The sequence below is a fragment of the Oceanisphaera marina genome, from assembly GCF_014643915.1.
GTDB classification, from domain to species: domain Bacteria; phylum Pseudomonadota; class Gammaproteobacteria; order Enterobacterales; family Aeromonadaceae; genus Oceanimonas; species Oceanimonas marina.
Window position 1 is genome coordinate 20,056 of the sequence record NZ_BMKE01000007.1, and the last position, 19,343, is coordinate 39,398.

At 56.0% G+C, this 19,343-nt stretch carries 18 protein-coding genes; 12 read left to right on the forward strand and 6 right to left on the reverse strand.

Annotation, left to right across the window (positions count from 1 at the left end):
* Window position 1 precedes the first annotated feature (1 nt).
* Window positions 2-1,015: an N-acetyl-gamma-glutamyl-phosphate reductase gene (gene argC, locus IEW52_RS05840; RefSeq protein ID WP_188629133.1), complete on the reverse strand. Its 1,014-nt coding sequence runs from the start codon at window positions 1,013-1,015 to the stop codon at window positions 2-4.
* A 248-nt stretch (window positions 1,016-1,263) separates the two neighbouring features.
* Here argC and argE point away from each other — a divergent pair, with 248 nt between their 5' ends.
* Window positions 1,264-2,421 (forward strand): acetylornithine deacetylase, encoded by a 1,158-nt coding sequence (gene argE / locus IEW52_RS05845; RefSeq protein WP_188629134.1) that lies wholly within the window; start codon window positions 1,264-1,266, stop codon window positions 2,419-2,421.
* 329 nt (window positions 2,422-2,750) lie between these two features.
* Entirely contained in the window at window positions 2,751-5,375 is a 2,625-nt protein-coding gene (ppc, locus tag IEW52_RS05850) for a phosphoenolpyruvate carboxylase (protein ID WP_188629135.1), read from the forward strand.
* Window positions 5,376-5,442: 67 nt separating this feature from the next.
* Here the strand turns inward: ppc and IEW52_RS05855 are convergent, their stop codons facing one another.
* Window positions 5,443-5,598, reverse strand: a complete 156-nt coding sequence (locus IEW52_RS05855; protein WP_188629136.1) for a hypothetical protein — start codon at window positions 5,596-5,598, stop codon at window positions 5,443-5,445.
* A 38-nt stretch (window positions 5,599-5,636) separates the two neighbouring features.
* Between IEW52_RS05855 and ybaK the strand changes: the two genes are divergently transcribed.
* The 7 genes from ybaK (at window position 5,637) to IEW52_RS05890 (ending at window position 12,181) form a co-directional block, all read left to right on the forward strand.
* Entirely contained in the window at window positions 5,637-6,098 is a 462-nt protein-coding gene (gene ybaK / locus IEW52_RS05860; RefSeq protein ID WP_188629137.1) for a Cys-tRNA(Pro) deacylase, read from the forward strand.
* Between the two features lie 247 nt (window positions 6,099-6,345).
* A complete protein-coding gene (locus IEW52_RS05865) occupies window positions 6,346-7,608 on the forward strand; it encodes an imelysin family protein (protein ID WP_188629138.1) in 1,263 nt (420 codons plus the stop codon).
* Window positions 7,609-7,755: 147 nt separating this feature from the next.
* Window positions 7,756-9,135, forward strand: coding sequence for a di-heme oxidoreductase family protein (locus IEW52_RS05870; RefSeq protein ID WP_188629139.1), 1,380 nt, complete (start codon window positions 7,756-7,758; stop codon window positions 9,133-9,135).
* Window positions 9,132-10,166 carry an imelysin family protein gene (locus IEW52_RS05875; RefSeq protein WP_188629140.1) on the forward strand — a complete coding sequence of 345 codons (1,035 nt, stop codon included), beginning with the start codon at window positions 9,132-9,134 and terminating at the stop codon, window positions 10,164-10,166. Before IEW52_RS05870 ends, IEW52_RS05875 begins: the two co-directional genes overlap by 4 nt.
* Window positions 10,166-11,266, forward strand: coding sequence for a DUF1513 domain-containing protein (locus tag IEW52_RS05880; RefSeq protein ID WP_188629141.1), 1,101 nt, complete (start codon window positions 10,166-10,168; stop codon window positions 11,264-11,266). The genes IEW52_RS05875 and IEW52_RS05880 overlap by 1 nt, the downstream gene beginning before the upstream one ends.
* Before the next feature lie 172 nt (window positions 11,267-11,438).
* Complete coding sequence (locus IEW52_RS05885; protein WP_188629142.1) at window positions 11,439-11,687, forward strand: GlsB/YeaQ/YmgE family stress response membrane protein; 249 nt, start codon at window positions 11,439-11,441, stop codon at window positions 11,685-11,687.
* A 74-nt stretch (window positions 11,688-11,761) separates the two neighbouring features.
* The gene (locus IEW52_RS05890; RefSeq protein WP_229667809.1) at window positions 11,762-12,181 is read left to right on the forward strand and encodes an NUDIX hydrolase; all 420 of its coding nucleotides are present in this window, start codon (window positions 11,762-11,764) and stop codon (window positions 12,179-12,181) included.
* Window positions 12,182-12,260: 79 nt separating this feature from the next.
* Here IEW52_RS05890 and metL read toward each other — a convergent pair whose 3' ends face one another.
* Both metL and metB read right to left on the reverse strand, forming a co-directional pair.
* The gene (gene metL / locus IEW52_RS05895; RefSeq protein ID WP_188629143.1) at window positions 12,261-14,699 is read right to left on the reverse strand and encodes a bifunctional aspartate kinase/homoserine dehydrogenase II; all 2,439 of its coding nucleotides are present in this window, start codon (window positions 14,697-14,699) and stop codon (window positions 12,261-12,263) included.
* Window positions 14,699-15,859 (reverse strand): cystathionine gamma-synthase, encoded by a 1,161-nt coding sequence (gene metB / locus IEW52_RS05900; RefSeq protein WP_188629144.1) that lies wholly within the window; start codon window positions 15,857-15,859, stop codon window positions 14,699-14,701. The genes metL and metB overlap by 1 nt, the downstream gene beginning before the upstream one ends.
* Before the next feature lie 186 nt (window positions 15,860-16,045).
* Here metB and metJ point away from each other — a divergent pair, with 186 nt between their 5' ends.
* The gene (metJ, locus tag IEW52_RS05905) at window positions 16,046-16,378 is read left to right on the forward strand and encodes a met regulon transcriptional regulator MetJ (protein WP_188629145.1); all 333 of its coding nucleotides are present in this window, start codon (window positions 16,046-16,048) and stop codon (window positions 16,376-16,378) included.
* Window positions 16,379-16,419: 41 nt separating this feature from the next.
* Here metJ and cysQ read toward each other — a convergent pair whose 3' ends face one another.
* Both cysQ and nudE read right to left on the reverse strand, forming a co-directional pair.
* Window positions 16,420-17,253 carry a 3'(2'),5'-bisphosphate nucleotidase CysQ gene (gene cysQ / locus IEW52_RS05910; protein ID WP_188629146.1) on the reverse strand — a complete coding sequence of 278 codons (834 nt, stop codon included), beginning with the start codon at window positions 17,251-17,253 and terminating at the stop codon, window positions 16,420-16,422.
* Between the two features lie 2 nt (window positions 17,254-17,255).
* The gene (nudE, locus tag IEW52_RS05915) at window positions 17,256-17,813 is read right to left on the reverse strand and encodes an ADP compounds hydrolase NudE (RefSeq protein ID WP_188629147.1); all 558 of its coding nucleotides are present in this window, start codon (window positions 17,811-17,813) and stop codon (window positions 17,256-17,258) included.
* Between the two features lie 152 nt (window positions 17,814-17,965).
* Here nudE and hslR point away from each other — a divergent pair, with 152 nt between their 5' ends.
* Window positions 17,966-18,361 carry a ribosome-associated heat shock protein Hsp15 gene (gene hslR / locus IEW52_RS05920; protein WP_188629148.1) on the forward strand — a complete coding sequence of 132 codons (396 nt, stop codon included), beginning with the start codon at window positions 17,966-17,968 and terminating at the stop codon, window positions 18,359-18,361.
* Between the two features lie 108 nt (window positions 18,362-18,469).
* Window positions 18,470-19,330, forward strand: coding sequence for an Hsp33 family molecular chaperone HslO (hslO, locus tag IEW52_RS05925; RefSeq protein ID WP_188629149.1), 861 nt, complete (start codon window positions 18,470-18,472; stop codon window positions 19,328-19,330).
* Window positions 19,331-19,343: the final 13 nt, after the last annotated feature.

Here is a 19,343-nt window from a genome sequence, read left to right on the forward strand (position 1 = left end):
TTTACTCCTGCACCAGGCCCGCCAGTGGCGAGAATCCCTGATGAATATTGATACATTGAATAGCCTGGCTGGCCGCCCCTTTCAGCAGGTTGTCGATGGCCGACACCACGATTAACTGGTTGCCGTCCCGTGCCCAGTGCAGATCACAGAAGGGGGTGCCCGCTACATCATTGATTTGTGGCCACTGGCCGGTCAGGCGCACAATTTTCTGGCCGTCGTAGGCGGTGTGGTAAGCGGCGGCAATTTGCTCGTCGCTCACATCGTCATTCAGCTGTACATAAATGGTGGCCAGAATACCGCGGATAAAATTACCCAGATGCGGCTGAAACACCACCTGATTATCGAGATGATGACTGATTTCCGGCTGGTGGCGATGATTGAGCACACCATAAGGTTTGAAGCTGACTTCGCAGAAGCTGTTCGCCATGCTTGCCTTGCGGCCGGCACCACTGACGCCGGACACGGCGCTGATTATGGGCTTGCTGCCTTCGGCAATCAGCCCGGCGGCCTGCAACGGCTTGAGCGCACTTAATGAGGCCGTGGGGTAACAGCCCGGAACGGCAACCAGTTTGGCCGCTTTAATCGCCTCCTGATTCCATTCCGCCAACCCATAGGCTGCCTGGCTCAGCCAGTCGCCGTGCTGGTGGGTAAAGCCGTAAAAACGCTCGTAAAAGTCTGCACCAGGTACCCGAAAGGCACCGGACAAATCAAATACCGGCAAGCCTTTGGCAACAAAGCCCGGCGCCAGATCGTGGCTCACTTCATGAGCCGTGGCCAGCAGCACCAGATCGGCATCCACATGAATGCGGCTCAGCGCCTCGTCATCCAGGGGCAGCAAGGGCTGGTCGATAACGCCGCGCCAGCGGGGATGCAAACTGGTAAAAGGTTTATGAGCATCTTGACTACCCTCTGATACATAGAGGCCAGCTAAGGAAAGGTGTGGGTGGGCGTGGACTAAACCGGCCAGTTCGGCTCCGGTATAACCGCTGGCACCAATAATTGCAGCTTTTAACATGGGCGTATCCGTCAAGTTGAAGTTGGCTTAGGTCTAGATGCAGGCGTCAGCCTAGCGTGTTTCAAGGGCTTATGTCACCCTAAGGCAATGGCTTAGGCGAGCTGTCGTCGTCGCCGCAATAGAGAAAGGAAATACATGGCCATTTGCTACGCTAGTTACCCAGATAAGAATAGGCAGTCAGACTAGCAATAGTTAAATACTTATGCAACATTGATGAATATAAATTGATGGTTTTTTATGGAGATCCTATGACATCACTCAAACTGCTCGATATGTATCGCGACCTTATCGCCCTGCCCTCTATCAGCAGCACCGAAAGCAGCTGGGATCAAAGTAACGAGCAGGTCATTCGCCTGCTGGCTGACTGGTTCAGCCAACTCGGCTTTGCCGTTGAAGTAACAGAGCTGCCCAACCTGCCCGGTAAGTTCAACCTGGTGGCCACCAGGGGCGAAGGCGACGGCGGCCTGCTGCTGGCCGGTCATACCGATACGGTGCCTTATGATGAAGGTCGCTGGACCAAAGACCCCTTTAAGCTCACCGAAGAAGGCGACCGCCTCTACGGGTTGGGCGTCATCGACATGAAAGGCTTCTTTGCCTTTATTGTTGAAGCCCTGAAAGACATGGACTTGAGCAAACTCACCAAGCCGATTCGTATTCTGGCCACCGCCGATGAAGAAACCACCATGGCCGGGGCGCGCGCCATCGCCAGTGCCATGGCCATCAAACCCGATTATGCGGTGATTGGTGAGCCCACCGGTTTGGTGCCGGTGATGATGCACAAGGGGCATATGTCGGAAGCCATTCGCATTACCGGTAAAAGCGGTCACAGTTCCGATCCGGCCAATGGCGTTAATGCGCTGGAAATCATGCATAAAGTGATGGGTCGCTTGTTGGACTTACAGCGCCAGCTCAAGGAAAATTACGGCAATCATCATTTCAAGGTACCGCAGCCCACGCTGAACCTGGGTCACATCAACGGCGGCGACAGTCCTAATCGTATTTGTGCCTGCTGCGAGCTGAACTTCGATATGCGTCCCATCCCCGGCGTAGGCCCGGATGAATTAATGGGACTGCTACATCACGCGCTTGAGCCCATTAAAGAGCAATACCCCAATGCACTGGAATTGTTCCATCTGCACGAGCCCATTCCCCCCTACGGCACCGATCCCGAGGGTGAACTGGTGAAGGCAGCCGCCGAGATATCAGGCAATGCGGCCGAAGCCGTCAACTACTGTACCGAAGCGCCCTTTATCAACCAGCTGGGTTGCCAGACCATAGTACTGGGTCCTGGCCATATTGCTCAGGCTCACCAGCCGGATGAGTATCTGGACTTATCCTTTGTTAAGCCCACCATCGATATTATTCAACGCTTGGTCAGTCGCTTTTGTTTAGCCGAACAAAAGTAAAGCGTCCGGTGAAGAGAAGAGCAAACACTTGATTGTCATACCAAGATACCGGGCTGGCCCCGGTATTTTTTTGCCTGCACCGGCACAAGAAAACAGAGCCCAACTCGAGACTCGCCCACGTTCGACCTTATCCGTCACCAGGCGCTTTGCTTGCCACGCGCACCCGGTTTCACCCCTCATTATTGGCCCTTCGACCGCCATTTTTAGCGAACCAGCTCCCAAAAATACAGCCTCATCTTCAGCAGGATTGACCGCTATGGCGAAAGCTGGCTAGATAACGTTCAACGGAAACAAAAAATGATAACAACTAGATAATAGATGAGGCAGATATGGATAATCATGCGGCACTCAGGGCCAATGTGGGTCTGCTGGGGCAATTGCTGGGCGATACCATCAAGGATCACCATGGCATCAGCTTTCTCGACAAGATAGAAACCATTCGCCAGCTGGCCAAGTCGGCCCGCCAGGGTAATGACGACGATCAGCAGCAACTACTCGATACGCTCAAGCATTTGAGTGACGACGAGTTATTGCCCGTGGCCCGCGCCTTCAGCCAATTTCTTAACCTGGCCAACGTGGCCGAACAGTTTCATACCATTTCTCGACAGACCCAGCACGATAAAGGCGCCGGTCCGCTCAGTCAGGTATTCGAGCGCTTGAAGCACGCCGATATCAACGACGACAACATCAAGGCCGCCGTGGCCGAGCTGGATATAGAGCTGGTGCTTACCGCTCACCCCACGGAAGTGACCCGACGTACCTTTATTCACAAACATGTGCAGCTGAACGATTGTCTGGCGGCATTGGAGCTGGATTTGCCCGAGCCGGAAAAAGCGGCATTACTGGCCCGTATCGAGCAGCTCATTACTCAGGCCTGGCACAGCAATGAAATACGTTCCCAGCGCCCCACCCCGGTCGACGAAGCCCGTTGGGGATTTGCCGTTATCGAGAACAGCCTCTGGCCGGCGCTGCCCAACTTTATGCGCCAGCTCGATAATCAATTGCAATCCCAACTGGGTATACGCCTGCCGCTGGACGCCGCGCCAGTGCGCTTTGCTTCCTGGATGGGCGGCGACCGGGATGGTAACCCCTTCGTGACCGCCAAGGTCACCCGGGAAGTGCTTTTGCTAGGTCGCTGGATGGCCAGCTCGCTGTTTCTCAACGATATTCAGGAACTGGTGTCCGAACTGTCGATGTCGCAAGCCAATGATGAACTGTACCAGCAGACCGATCAAAGCGACGAACCCTACCGCGCCATATTGCGCCAGCTTCGCGAAGATCTGCGCGAAACTCTGCTGTATCTTAACGCCAAGGTCCAGGGCCAGAGCACAGATGCGCGAGACCTGATTAACACCACAGAACAACTGCGCCAGCCCCTGGAACTGTGCTACCGCTCGCTGCAAGACTGCGGCCTGGGCAAAATTGCCGATGGCCTGCTGCTGGACGTGATCCGCAAGGTCGCCTGCTTTGGCATTCACCTGCTCAAGCTGGATGTTCGCCAGGATGGCGAGCGCCACACTCAGGCGCTGGCCGAAATCAGCCGCTATTTAGGGCTGGGGGATTATGCCGACTGGAGCGAAGCCGACAAGCAGGCCTTCTTGCTCAACGAGCTGAATTCCCGTCGCCCCTTGTTACCGCGTCAGTGGCAGCCCAGTGCAGACACCCAGGAAGTGCTGGATACCTGCAAGGTCATTGCCGAGCATCCGCAAGACGCCTTCGGTATCTATATTATCTCCATGGCCGGCGCGCCCTCCGATGTGCTGGCCGTACAGCTGTTACTGAAAGAGTGCGGCGTCAATTTCCCTTTGCCGGTCGCGCCTTTGTTTGAAACCCTGGATGATCTCAATAACGGCGCCGAGGTGATAGAGCAACTCTATAAACTGCCTTGGTATCGTGGTTATCTGCAAGGTCGACAATACGTGATGATTGGCTATTCCGACTCGGCCAAAGACGCGGGCATGATGGCCGCAGGCTGGGCGCAATACAGCGCCATGGAAAAACTGGTCGCCGTTAGCGATAACGAGCAGATAAAGCTGACCCTGTTTCACGGCCGTGGCGGCAGCCTGGGCCGTGGGGGTGGTCCCGCTCGCCAGGCAATTCTGGCGCAGCCTCCCGGCTCCACACTGGGCGGGCTGCGGGTCACCGAACAGGGCGAGATGATCCGCTTTAAATTTGGTCTGCCCAAGGTAGCCATCGACAGCCTGGCCCTCTATGCCAGTGCGGTACTGGAAGCCAACCTGTTACCTCCACCTGAGCCAGAGCCTCAGTGGCGCGAGCTGATGGACACCATGGCCGAAGTGTCTTGTGCTCACTATCGTTCGCTGATCCGCGACGAGCCGGATTTTGTACCCTATTTTCGCGCCGCCACGCCGGAGCTGGAGCTGGGCAAGTTACCGCTGGGCTCTCGCCCGGCCAAGCGCAAGCCCAACGGCGGTGTAGAAAGCCTGCGCGCCATTCCCTGGATTTTTGCCTGGACGCAAAATCGCTTGATGCTGCCCGCCTGGCTGGGTGCGCACAAGGGGCTGGAAGTCGTGATTGCGGCGGGTCATGAAAATACCCTGATGGCGATGAACAAACGCTGGCCGTTCTTCCGTGCCCGGCTCGACATGCTGGAAATGGTGTTTCTCAAAGCCGACTCGAACCTGGCCGCCTACTACGACAGCCTGCTGGTGCCCACCGAGCTCAAGCCCTTGGGCAAGCGTTTGCGAGATGAGTTGCAGGCCAGCATGAAGCTGATTCTGCAGTTGAAAGAAGAAGCCGAGCTGTTATCCGATGAACCCTGGATCAAGGAGTCGATCAAGTTACGTAATCCGTACACAGATCCGCTCAACGTGTTGCAGGCCGAGCTGCTGAAACGCTCTCGCCAGCATGAAGGGGAGATTCACCCGGTATTGGACCAGGCGCTGATGGTGACCATAGCCGGCATCGCCGCCGGCATGCGAAATACCGGATAAATCAGCGGTAAGCTGTAAGAAAAAATACAGTGCAAAAGAGGCAACAGGATTGCCTCCGTCAACTCGCTTAACCCGCATCCATGCGGCGCTCGGCAAATGCCATCCCTGGCATTTGACGGTTGACTACAACAATTCCTGCAGCCTCTTCCAGCTGTGCGGAGTAGTCTGTAAATAATAAGAAAAAAGCCCCGGAGTCTATCGGCACTGGGGCTTTTTGCTGCATAATCACATCCGTATCCTTTATCCATTTCGGACTCTGTCATGACCCCCGCCATCCTGTTTCTGGAAAAACAAAACGCCTCTTTTACCCTGCATCAGTATGAATGTACTGCTCAGGACGACTTTGGTGCCCATGCGGCCGAGCAGTTGCAGGTGCCACTGGAGCAGGTGTTCAAGACGCTGCTGACCGAGGGCGAACAAGGGGCCGTGGTGGCGCTGGTGCCCTCTTCCGGCAAGGTGAATCTGAAGCGACTGGCCAAGGCCGCCGGGGTAAAGAAGCTCGATATGATGCCGCCGGCCAAGGCCGAGCGCCTCACCGGTTACAAGGTCGGGGGGATCAGTCCATTTGCGCAGAAGAAATGCCTGACCACCGTTGTAGACAATTCGGCACGCCTGCATGACCGTATTCTGGTGTCCGGTGGCAAGCGCGGTTTGTCACTGGGAGTCACCGCCGAGCTGCTGGCCAGCCTGCTTGGCGCCGTGATCGCCGATATTGCCGAATAAGCCCAAAAAGCGATACGCCTGGCGTTGTACGCCATACGTTAAAGGCAAATACCGTCTTGCTTTGACTTACAGCGTACGGCTGAACGCGGGAGTTTGCCGCTACCTTTCATCCCTCATCACCCGTATCTCTGACACATCACTTTATTGACCCATCCAATTATTTCTTGCGACCGTTTGGTTATAGACGCTACTATTCCGACTCGATAATACAAACGATTCTCACACGCATAGTCATAAGGATGCCCGAATGCCTTACCCTAAACTCGTGCTCGCCGCCACGGTAGGCGCCCTGCTGAGCGGTTGCGCCCAAACTCATACTCCTGCAGTTAGCCAGCAGCAAGTGGTCGAACATTATGCCGACATCGCCCATGCGGTATACGCCGACTCCTTGACGGCTGCCGAGCAACTGGATGTGGCCATCAAGCAACTGCTGGCCAGCCCAAGCGAGCGCACTCTGGAGCAGGCTCGTACCGCCTGGATTGCGGCGCGGGTGCCTTACCAGCAGTCTGAAACCTTCCGCTTCGCCAACCCGGTAGTAGACGATTGGGAAGGCCAGCTGAATGCCTGGCCACTGGATGAAGGCCTGATCGACTATGTAGCACCGGGTTATCAGCACGAATTGGGTAACCAGGGAGCCACCGCCAACATTATCGCCAATAAAGTACTGCAGGTCGGCGGCGAGCATCTGGATGTCACGCACATCACGCCCGAGTTATTGGCGGGCCTCAATGAAGTCGCCGGTTCAGAAGCCAACGTGGCCTCCGGTTATCACGCCATCGAGTTCCTGCTGTGGGGTCAGGATTTGAACGGTACCAACGCCGGTGCCGGTGAGCGTGCCTATACCGATTATGTACTGGGCGCGGATTGCACCAACGGCAACTGTGATCGTCGCCGTGATTATCTGCAGGCCGCCAGCGAATTGCTGATCAGCGATCTGGGCTGGATGAGCAGCCAGTGGCAGGCAGGCAATGCAGAGAACTATCGTGCCGAACTCACCGCGCTGCCCGCCGAAGAAGGCCTGCGCCGCATGCTGTTTGGCATGGGTTCCTTGTCTCTGGGCGAGCTGGCCGGCGAGCGTATGAAGGTGGCGCTGGTGGCCAACTCGGTAGAAGACGAGCACGATTGTTTTTCCGATAACACCCATAACGCCCATTACTACGACGAGAAAGGTATCGTTAACCTGATGTTTGGCGAATATCAGCGCATCGATGGCAGCACCATTCAGGGCCCGTCTTTGCTGCAACTGGTGGCTCAGCAAGACAGCAGCGCCGCCAAGAAGATTGACGCACAAATGCGCAGCAGCGAACAAGCGGTTTACCAGCTGGTGCAGTCGGCCGAAGTGAACAAGGTGCATTTCGACCAGTTAATCAGTGCCGATAACCCGGCCGGCAATCAGCTGGTACAAGATGCCATCGATGCCCTGGTTGAACAGACCCGCGCCATTGAGCTGGCGGCCAATACCATCGGCATCAATAACCTGAGCCCAGACACGGCCGACCACGAGTTTTAGGCGCATCTTGTAAAGGGTGAAGGGTAAAAAGTGAAGGGGACGAAAATCACACCCAGGCCACAGAAAATGCACCGTATCTAAAGACGGTGTACTTTCCTCTTCACTCATCTCTCTTCGCTCTTCACCGTTTTTTATTCTGGATTCAATATGTTGTTTCGACTTTCAGGCGCACTGCTGTGCGCCGCGCTGGCCCTGAATGCCCAGGCCAACCCCGCCAAACCAGGCGGTGACACCACCACCGACAAAACCGGCGGCAATGCCTTTTCTATGCCGGCGGTCAATTTAAGCTTTGACAAGCGCCTCGACTTTTCGGTCGGCAACAGCTTTTTTCGCAATCCCTGGGTCACGGCACCGGCGACCACAGATGCACGGGATGGCCTGGGTCCTCTGTTTAACACCAACGCCTGCCAGAGCTGCCATATCAAAGACGGTCGCGGCCATCCGCCCCATGACAACAGTGATAATGCGGTGTCCATGCTGGTACGGTTGTCTATTCCTGCCGATGGTAGCCCGGAACAGCAAGCCTGGCTAACAACACACGGCGTGATTAACGAGCCGACCTATGGCGGTCAGCTGCAAGACATGGCCATCCCCGGTGCCAGGCCCGAAGGCAAGGTCAACATCCGCTACCAGACCCATGTTGTTCGCCTGAACGATGGCACTCGGGTGGAGTTACGCGATCCTGTTCTTACCGTGAGCGATTGGGGCTATGGCAAGCCGCACCCAGAAACCATGTTCTCGTCACGCATAGCGCCGCCCATGATTGGCCTTGGTCTGCTGGAGGCCATTGATGAGACCGATCTGCTGGCCCGTGAACAGCCCGATGGCGATGGCATCAGTGGTCGCGCCAACCGGGTGTGGGATAACCAGGCACAGGCAACCGTGCTGGGACGCTTTGGCTGGAAAGCCGGCCAGCCCAGCCTGCGTCAGCAAAATGCCAGCGCCTTTGCCGGTGATATGGGCATTACCTCGTCGCTGTTTTTAGCCGATGACTGTAGCCCAGCCCAGGAATGCGATCGCTTTGCCAATGGCGGCAAACGGGAAGTCAGCGAAGACATTCTGGATGCGGTGACCTTCTACAGTCAGCACCTGGCGGTACCGGCCCGTCGTCAGCTGGATAACCCGGAGGTGCAGGCCGGTGAACAGCTGTTTCTCGCCCTGGGTTGCAGCGGCTGCCACACCCCCTCTTACACCACAGGCCAACACCACAGCCCCGCGCTCAGTCGGCAGCAAATTTATCCCTATACCGATTTGCTGCTGCACGACATGGGCGAAGGACTGGCGGATAACCGCCCCGAGTTTTTGGCCAGTGGCCGCGAATGGCGTACTCCTCCGCTATGGGGGTTGGGCTATGCCGCCGAAGTGGCCGGAGTTGAAGACAGCTTTTACCTGCATGATGGCCGTGCCCGCACCCTGCTGGAAGCCCTTCTCTGGCACGGTGGTGAAGCCGAACCGGCCAAGCGCAGTGTTATCGCCATGAGCAGCACCGAGCGCGCGCAACTTATCGCTTTTCTGGAGTCGTTATGAAGAAATCCCTGTTACTGCTGGCCACCCTGGGCACGCTGAGCGCTTGCCAGAGTCAGCCAGCCGCCGACGCCGCATTGCACACCCTGGCCAATGACCATCTGGTCTTTATGCGCCAGCAAGCCGATCTACTGGCCAACCAATTAACGCTGTTGCAGCAGGCAAGTAGCCACTACTGCCAGCAAACCGATCAGCAAACCAAGCCTTCACTTGACGTCGTTAAGCAAGAATGGCGCAACAGTTTTGCCGCCTGGAGTACTCATCAGGGACAAAGCGGCGGCCCGCTGGACGCTGAAGGTTTGAGCTTTGCCTTTCAATTCTGGCCAGACAAAAAAGACACGGTCGGCAAGCAGGTACAGCGTGAGCTGGCCGCCGTGGCCAAGGGAGGACAGGTGCCGGACCGAGGTGTGGTCACTACCTTGAGTGCGGTCGAGTATCTGCTGGAAAACGATTTGAGTACGCCACAGCGCTGCCTTCTGCTACCCGGCATCACGGCGCAACTGGCCAGCAATGGCAGCCAACTGCAAGCCGCCTGGCATGATGCCGACGGCTACCAGCAACAACTGGCACAAATGCAGCGACAAGGCGGGTCCACCGCCCTGCTGACCCAGATATTAGGCCAGCTGTCTCACCGCTATGATCGCATCGAAAAGAAATTCGAGCTGCCGCTGAATACCGTGCAGCATCCACGCCCGCTGTTTGCCGAAGCCTGGCGCAGCGAGCAGTCGTTGCACTTTTTACGCACCAGCCTCACCTCCCTTGAGCAGGAATACCGCCAGGGCGGTATGCGCACCTACCTGATGCAGGCTGGCACCGAACATCAGGCGACCGTCGAGGCGTTGGATAAAGCCTTTGCCGACACGCAAGCTCACCTGCCCGCCGGCGACAGCCTGGCTCACTGGCTGCAAGGAGATAACTATGCCGACTTGCTGCGCTTCAAACTGTCTTTCGATCAACTGGGCTATCAGCTGAAACAACGGCTGCCCAGTGATCTGGGCTTGAGCCTGGGCTTCAACTCAACGGACGGTGACTGATGGAACGGCGGCAATTTTTAAAGGTAGCCTCTCTACAAGTGCTAAGCGCCGCCGGCGTGCTGAGCAGCCTGGGCCTGGTCGGCTGCGCCCTGCCCAATACCGCCCCCGACCGTCAGTCTTATCTGATTGGCGGAGGGCGACGTGAGCAAGAACAGTATGTGGTGCAGTCACTGAATCTGGATGGCAGCTTGCGTTACGAGCTGCCCTTGCCGGCACGCGGACACGGCATGGCGGTGCATCCCGGGTTACCGCTGGCGGTGTGCCATGCGCGACGCCCCGGCCAGTTTTTATGTCTGTTCAATCATCACAGTGGTGAAACCCTTCAGGTACGTCAGGCCGATACGGGTCGCCATTATTACGGCCATGGCGTATTCAGTGCCGACGGACAGACCCTGTATACCACCGAAGGCGTGAGCGACAGCAGTCAGGGCATCATCGGCGTTTATACGCTTGATAACCATCGTCTGGAAAAAGTCGGCGAATATAGCAATTTTGGTATCGGCCCCCACGAAATTCGGCTAATGCCCAACGGTAATCTGGTGGTCGGCGTGGGCGGTGTGCATACCTATGGCCGCGAGCCCTTGAACCTGGACACCATGGCGCCCAGCCTCAGCTATCTGGATGCCAAAGATGGCCGCCTGTTAGCACAAGCCACGCTGGCAGATAAGCATCTGTCAATTCGCCACCTCGCAGTCACCGCCGACGGCGAAGTCTTTAGTGGCCAGCAATACCGAGGCGAGCCGGACGATTATCCGCCACTGATCGTGCGTCACAAGCCCGGCCAGGCACTGCAGCCATTAGGCGGTACACCGCTGGACTGGGCACGCTTCAATCACTACATTGCCAGCATCGCCGTCACCGACACCCTGATTGCCGCCACCTCGCCTCCGGGTAATTGCTATGGTCTGTGGCACAGACACAGCGGCGAGCTGATCCGCATCGCTCCCCTGCCCGATGCGTCCGGCGCCTCGGCCAAAAATGGCCAAATCTGGCTCGGTAGTGGCCAGGGCGGCATCAGTCAGCTCGACAACCGCGGTCGCGAACAACGCTTTTATTCAGCTTATCAATGGGATAATCACTGGGCCCTCATTGACGCCTAGCGATATAACGGCAAAACTAACAGCCGCAACACTGTGAAGCGTAAAGGGTGAAGAGTGAAGGGGAAAATCCACATTCAGATGCAATGCACTTTCTGTAGTCTTAATGTTATCTCGTTCTCTTCACCCTTTACGCTTCCCCCTTAACAACACCCTTTTCAACAGGAGTGATTACATGGGTATTTTAAGCTGGATTATCTTTGGACTGATCGCCGGTATTATCGCCAAGTGGCTGATGCCCGGCCGGGACGGCGGCGGCTTTATCATGACCATTTTGCTGGGTGTGGCCGGTGCCTTCGTAGGTGGCTGGATCGGCACTCGCCTGGGGTTTGGCGTGGTCACCGGCTTCAACCTCGGCAGCTTTTTCACCGCCATCATAGGCGCCCTTGTGCTGCTGTTCGTCTATCGCCTGTTGAAGAAGTGACATCTGCGCGAGCGTCTGGTGCCCCGCCCCGAGCTGCGCTAAGGTAAGAGCCTATTTTATTCTCAGGAGCATAGATGGCGTCTTTACCTCAGAGCATACCAACCCCCAAGGTAGGCGTGATTGCCATTGTTTGGCAGCAGCAGCAGGTGTTGCTGGTGAAGCGGAAATATCCGCCCCACGCGGGTCATTGGGGCTTTCCCGGTGGCAAACTGGAATGGGGCGAAACCATGAGCGAAGGGGCGGCACGCGAACTGCTCGAAGAAACAGGCATTCATGCCGAAATGCAGGCGCCCTTTGCCTGTTATGACGTGCTGGCCAATGACGAACAGGGCGAACTGGCCCATCATTACGTGATGGTCGCCGTCAGCGGGCATTATCAAGGTGGTCAGGCGCACGCCGCCGACGATGCCGAGGCCGTAGGCTGGTTTTCGCCCGAGGCACTGCCCTCGCCGCTGTGCCCGGATTTAAAAAACATTCTTGACGCCTCTCGATAACTGTCCATGCCTGGCGCACCATACAAAAAAGGCTCCCGGTCGGGAGCCTTTTTTATCAGTTCAAGGGGCATGAATATGGCTACTTGAAGCTGGCCAGCAGGTTCCATAAATCTGCCTGCATGGCACCTGCCGTAACTTCGCGGCCGGCACCGGGGCCCTGAATGACCAGCGGGTTCTGCCGGTAATGACAGGTTTCAATGGCATAAACGTTATCGCCCGGACGCAGGTGGGCAAAAGCATGATCCTGCGGTACCACTTCCAGCCCCACACTGGCTTCACCGCTTATCGCATCAAACCGTGCGATATGGCGTAACACCCCTTTGTTTTCCCGGGCCGCCGCCAGCGCATCTGCCAACGGTTGGTCGAGCTCCGGCAAACGGTCGAAAAAGGTGTCTTTATCCAGTTCACTCAGCACCCCGGGCACCAGGTTCTGTACTTTTACCTGAGCGGGGTCGAGATCAAAACCGGCCTCGCGCGCCAGTATTACCAGCTTGCGTTTCACATCCTGACCGTTGAGGTCCTGACGGGGATCCGGCTCGGTCAGCCCCTGCTGCCAAGCTTGCAATACCAGTTCGGAGAACGGCTGGCGACCATCGTAGTGCTGAAACAGCCAGCTGAGAGTACCGGAAAAAATACCGCTGATGGCCCGGATCTGTTCGCCCGAACGCTGCAACTGCTTGATGCTGCTTTGCACTGGCAAGCCGGCACCCACGGTGGCGCTGCTTAAAAACTGCACCCTGTGCTCGGCCAGGCTCTGCTTCAGACGCAGATAGAAATCCTGTTCAGCGGCACCGGCCAGTTTGTTGGCGGCCACAATATGAATATGCTGCTCCACCAGATCCGGATAATACTGCACCAGATTGTCGGAAGCGGTAAAGTCGAGCGCCACCAGCTGATCAAAACCATGCTCTTCCAGATTTTCCAGCCAGTTGGGCCAGACCATGGAATTCGGCTGAAAATCACTGAGTACCCGATCCACTTCAAGCCCCTGACTGGCCAGCATGCCACCTTTGGAGTCAAATACGCCATACAGGGTCAGCTGCACATTCAGTTGCTGCTCCAGCCGGGATTTTTGCTGCCGGTACAATTTCAGCCAGGCTTGGCCAATATTGCCGCGGCCAAACAAAATAAGGCCGATGCGCTTGGGCCGGCTGAACAGGCTCTGATGCAACCGCAACAGCAAAGGCTCAAGGGTGATTTTACGAACAATGGCGACCAGACTCAGGCCATTTCTGGCGGGCTGAATAAACTCCAGCGGTTGCTCGTTCAAGGCATGATAAAAGTGCAAACACTGCTCGGGCTGGGCAGTAACGCCCTTGCCAACCAATGCCACCAGCGAGAAACCTTCACGCTCTTGCAGCCCTTCAAAGCCCCCTGCCGGCTGATGATCTCGCAGCAAAGAAAAAGCCTGTTCGGCCTGCTCGCGGGTGTAGGCAATCTGCCACAGTTTGCGCTCGGGGCGTCGCTTGCAAGCCAGCGGCGCCAGTTCACGCCGGGTCAGCCAGTCGGTCAGGGCGTTCACCCTGTCCTGGTAGCGATCCGAAATAGTCATTTCTATCAGTACCGCATCGTCAACCGAGGTGACGATGCGTGCGCCCGGCTCACGTTGATGCTGGCGCAAAATCCGGGTGTGACCGTCATCGGGGTGATAACTGCTGCGCAAGATAAGCTGTTGCCGGCTGCTGGCCACCGGCCCCAAAGTACGGCTGTGCAGGATGGACGATCCCAGCCGGGCCAGCTCGGCGGCTTCGGATAAAGACAGGCGAGATAACAGCTGAGCTTCCTGAACGCGGCGCGGATCGGCACTGAATACCCCCGGCACATCGCTCCAGATGGTGGTGTGACTGCTCTCGGCCAGATCGGCCAACAAAGTGGCGCTAAAGTCAGAACCGTTACGGCCCAACAATCGCGTTCGGTTATCGGCATCGGCGGCAATAAAACCGGTGACCACCACCACCTGATCGGCATGCTCCGCCAGAATCTGTTGCAACTGCTGGCGCGAAAAGGCGTCATCTATCTGTACCGGCGATCCAGACACACGTAAAAACCGGCGCGCATCCAGGTTGGTGGCCGCCATGCCTTGATGATTTAACTGGCTGGCCAATAACCGTGCAGACCACACCTCACCAAACGACTGAATAAAATTGCGCTGATAATCGTCCAGTCGCTGGCTTTCCAGCACCGCGGCAATACGGTTGATGTCATCATCCAGCATGATCAGCAAGGGAGCGGCCTGCGCCTCTCCCAGGGTGGTGATAATCAACTGCTGTTGAAAACTGTAGAGCCCTTCCAGCGTGGTCGCCGCGGCACTGTCGCCACTGACAAACAGATTAAGCAGCTCAATCAGGCGATTGGTGGTTTTACCCGATGCCGACACCACTATCAGTGCATCGGCCTGCTTCTGGCTGTGGATAATATCGGCAACCCGGTGAAAACAGGCGGCATCGGCCAGGCTGCTGCCACCAAATTTATGGACCGGACGCCGTTGCGAGCCGGCATCAACTTGGTACTGAGTCATTACTTGCTTAATACCTTAAAAGCTTGGTCAAAATCGGCGATCAAGTCACGAACATCTTCGATGCCTACGGAAACGCGCAGCAATTGATCGTTGATGCCGGCAATAATACGATCGGCCTCGGGCATGGCGGCGTGAGTCATGGTCGCTGGATGGGCAATCAGGCTTTCTACCCCACCCAGCGACTCCGCCAGGCAGAACAGCTTGAGTTCGGCCAGAAAAGCGCGCATACCGGCTTCATCTGCATTGAGCTCGAAGCTGAGCATGGCACCAAAACCCGATTGCTGGCGCGCTGCCACCTCATGGCCCGGACTGTCTGGCAGGCTGGGGTGATACACCGCTTTTACCTCGGGGCGCCCTTGCAGATAGGCAAGCAAAGCTTCGGCATTTTCACAATGCTGACGCATACGCACACCCAAGGTGCGCAGGCCACGCAGGGTCTGGTAATTATCAAAGGCAGAGCCGGTCAACCCTAAGCAGTTGGCCCACCAACGCAGCTCTTCGGCCAGTTCGGCACTGGCGGCCACCACGGCACCGCCCAAGGCATCGGAATGGCCGTTGATATATTTGGTCGTCGAATGCACCACCAGATCGGCACCCAGAGTCAGCGGCTGTTGCAGCACAGGCGACAAGAAAGTGTTATCCACTACACTTAACGCCCCCACCTCTTTGGCCGCAGCACACAGCGCGGCAATATCCACCACCCGCAGCAACGGGTTGGACGGCGTTTCAATCCACAGCATTTTCGGCTTTTTCGCCATCGCCGCGGCCACGGCCGCCGCATCGGTCTGGTCGACGTATTCCACCTTGAAATGCCCTTTTTTGGCAAAGGCATTAAAAATGCGGTGGCTGCCACCGTAGCAGTCGTGGGGAGCGATCAGCAGATCATCGCTTTGCAGCTGAGAAGTCACGATTAAATTGATGGTGCCAATACCGTTAGAGGTCACGGCCGCACCGCCACCCTGTTCCAGTTTGGTCAGAGCATCAATCAGGGTCTGACGGGTCGGGTTGCCCGAGCGGGCATAGTCGAAACGGCGCTGTTCATTAAAGTCGGCAAACGAATAAGTACTGCTCAGATAAATAGGCGGTACCACAGCTCCATGCTGAGTATCGGTATCGATGCCGGTACGAACCGCATGTGTTTGAGTCTGATAATCTGGCATATCCTCTCCTTTGCCCACGGGCAGCCTGCTAGCTAATAATACGGTATTTCCATGCGCGCACAGTACCCCAGCCGGAACAGGCCGTCAAGCCTTCTGGACGTCTAAGCCTCTTTGCTGTTGGATTGCCAATATAAAGTCTAAGGGTTACAATCCTGCTCGGATTTTTAACCTTGATGCGGGTGGATAATGAAAACAGAATGGAACGGCGACTATATCAGCCCTTACGCCGAACACGGCAAGAAAAATGAACAAGTAAAAAAGATTACCGTGTCCATACCACTCAAGGTATTGAAGATACTAACCGATGAGCGCACTCGTCGGCAGGTAAACAACCTGCGCCACGCCACCAACAGCGAGCTGCTGTGCGAAGCCTTCCTGCATGCCTACACCGGTCAGCCTTTGCCGCAAGACGAAGACTTGCGCAAAGATGTGCCGGATCAGATACCGGCTCATGCCCGCAGCATTATGGCCGAGCTGGGTATTGAAATAGAAGACTTCGAAGTCGACGACCAAGAATAAAAGCCCCCGTGCCGACCCAATGCCGGCGCGGGTGGTGATATTTAATGCTGGTCGCCCGCGCCTGCCGGGTTAATCAGTATCTTGGGCCAGGGCAGGCCCGGGTCACCCATGGTCATGAAATTGGGATTAATCAGGGTGTCGCGACGGTTATAGCTTAGCGGCTCCAGATACAAATCCAGAATGCGCCCGCCCGCTTCTTCCACAATGCATTGCGTGGCACCCGTGTCCCATTCTCCGGTGGGGCCAATACGCATATAAATATCCGCTCCACCTTCTGCTACCAGACACGACTTCAGCGAACTCGAGCCCAGCGGCACCAGTTGATAGTCCAGATCCGTGGTCAGGCGAGCGCGTACCCAATCTACATTCTGCCGACGGCTAATGGTGATCCTGAGCTGGGTCAGCGGCTTGTCTGGGTCGTAATGGCTGGCTGAAATGGCTCTGGTTTCGCCGTTGACTTGCTTGAATGCGCCCTGACCGGACACCGCATAATACAGCAGATCATTCACCGGACCGTACACCACGCCCAGCACCGGCTTACCGTATTCAATCAAGGCTATCATGGTCGAAAAGTCGCCACTGCCGGCAATAAACTCTTGAGTGCCATCCAGGGGATCGACCAACCAGTAGCGAGGCCAGCTGCTGCGTTCGGCCAGCGAGACTTCACAACCCTCTTCCGACAGCACGGGAATATCGGCTATGGCTCGCAAAGCCAGTTTAAGGTAATCATGAGCCGCAAAATCGGCACTGGTAACCGGGCTATTGTCGTCTTTGTGTTCGGCTTGATATTGACCACTGTTATATAGCGATAGAATAAGGCCGCCAGATTCTCGGGCGGCCGCTATCACACCGGGCAACAAGGCAGAGATATCCATGCTTACTCCTTTTTATTGAGCCAGTCTTGCAGCAGAAACAAACCACAGATGCTGCGCGCTTCACTGAAGTCGGGCCGGGCCATCAACTGGTCTATTTGATCCAGTGGCCAGGGCACCACATCAAGTGGTTCCGGCTCATCCCCCTCTCTTTGTTCAGGATACAGATCTTGTGCCAATAAGATATCCATTCGGCTACCAAAATAGCCGGGTGCCAGGCTGACTTGTTTCAAAGGTGTGAGCTGTTTCGCCCCATAGCCTATTTCTTCCATCAGTTCCCTGTTACCCGCCTCCATGGCATTTTCTCCGGGATCTATCAGTCCTTTGGGAAAGCCCAGTTCATAACTGTGTGTGCCGGCGGAATACTCGCGGATCAACAATATTGTGTGGTCATCCAGCATGGGCACCAGCATAACGGCACCACGGCCACTGTTGCGCATGCGTTCGTAAACACGCTCTACGCCATTGCTGAACTTAAGATGTAGCGACTCCACCTTGAATAAGCGACTCTCTGCCACCAATTCTGTATGCAATATCTGAGGTTTTTGCTTGTTGTCCGCCATGCTCCACTTCCGTCTTTTGGCTAAGCTTACCCAGAGATTATCGTAACTGGCGATAAACGTCTGCCTACAAGTGCTTTGCAGCGACCAATTTAAGCCGCAATAATCGGCATCTGGTATGATTAACTTTTAAAATATTGATGAGAGCGAATGATATGAACGGATCCATTCCCAGCATCCGCCTCGACAAATGGCTGTGGGCCGCGCGCTTTTACAAGACACGCAGCCTGGCTCGCACCATGATTGATGGCGGCAAGGTGCATTATAATGGCCAGCGCAGCAAACCCAGCAAGCTGGTAGAAGCCGGAGCCCATATTCGCTTGCGTCAGGGTAATGATGAAAAGGAAGTCGTGGTACTGGCGCTGTCGGAACACAGAGGCAAGGCCGAGCAGGCCCAGACCTTGTACCAGGAGACGCCAGACAGCATTAAAAAGCGTGAACAGAATGCCGAGGCGCGAAAACTCAACAGCCAGTTTGCACCCAGCCCGCAACGCAAGCCGGATAAAAAAGAGCGCCGTTCTCTACTTAAAATCAAGCTGGGCCAGGAATAGGCACAAACTAAGCCGTACGTTAAACGCCTTACGCGGTACGCAACCCGTTCTTTACGTAAAGCGTACAGCGTGGGACGTACAACGTTAATACTAAGAGACAGGATTTTTATGACCCACATAGACACACTTCACCGTTATCTGTTCGACAACTATCAGGTAAGAGGCGAGCTAGTGCAGCTGCAGCAAAGCTATCAGCAAATACTGGCATCTCAGGCCTATCCTGCTCCGGTGCAACGGCTGCTGGGCGAACTGCTTACCGCCACCAGCCTGCTGACGGCCACCCTCAAATTTGAAGGCCACATCACAGTACAGCTGCAGGGTAATGGCCCCGTCTCGTTAGCCGTGATCAACGGCGATCACCAACAACAGATGCGCGGCGTGGCGCGCTGGGAAGGCGATATTCCAGACACCACCAAACTCTCGGACCTCGTCGGCGAAGGCTACCTCGCCATTACCATTACCCCGGATGACGGCGAACGCTATCAGGGTATTGTTGAACTGGGCGAGCATTCGTTGAGCGAAAGTCTGGAAAGCTACTTTGCCCAATCGGAACAGTTAACCACCCGCATCTGGCTGTTTACCGACATAGAGCAAAGCCAGCCTCGTTGTGCCGGTATGTTGCTGCAGGCGCTGCCCGATGGTCAAAACGGCGACTTTACCCATCTGGAAGCGCTGACCCACACCATTAAAGCCGACGAACTGCTGAATCTGGATGCTCATGAAGTACTTTACCGCCTCTATCATCAGGAAGCGGTGCGGGTGTTCGATCCGCAGCCGGTATGCTTCAAGTGCACCTGCTCTCGTGAGAAGTGCGAACAGGCGCTGCTGCAATTAGGCCAGCAAGAAGCCCAAGAGGTTGTAAAAGAAGAAGGTAAAATAGAAATGCACTGTGACTATTGTGGTCAGCACTATCACTTTAATGGCGCAGATATACAAAATCTCTTTAATGATGCACCGACAATACATTAACATTGCTTACAAT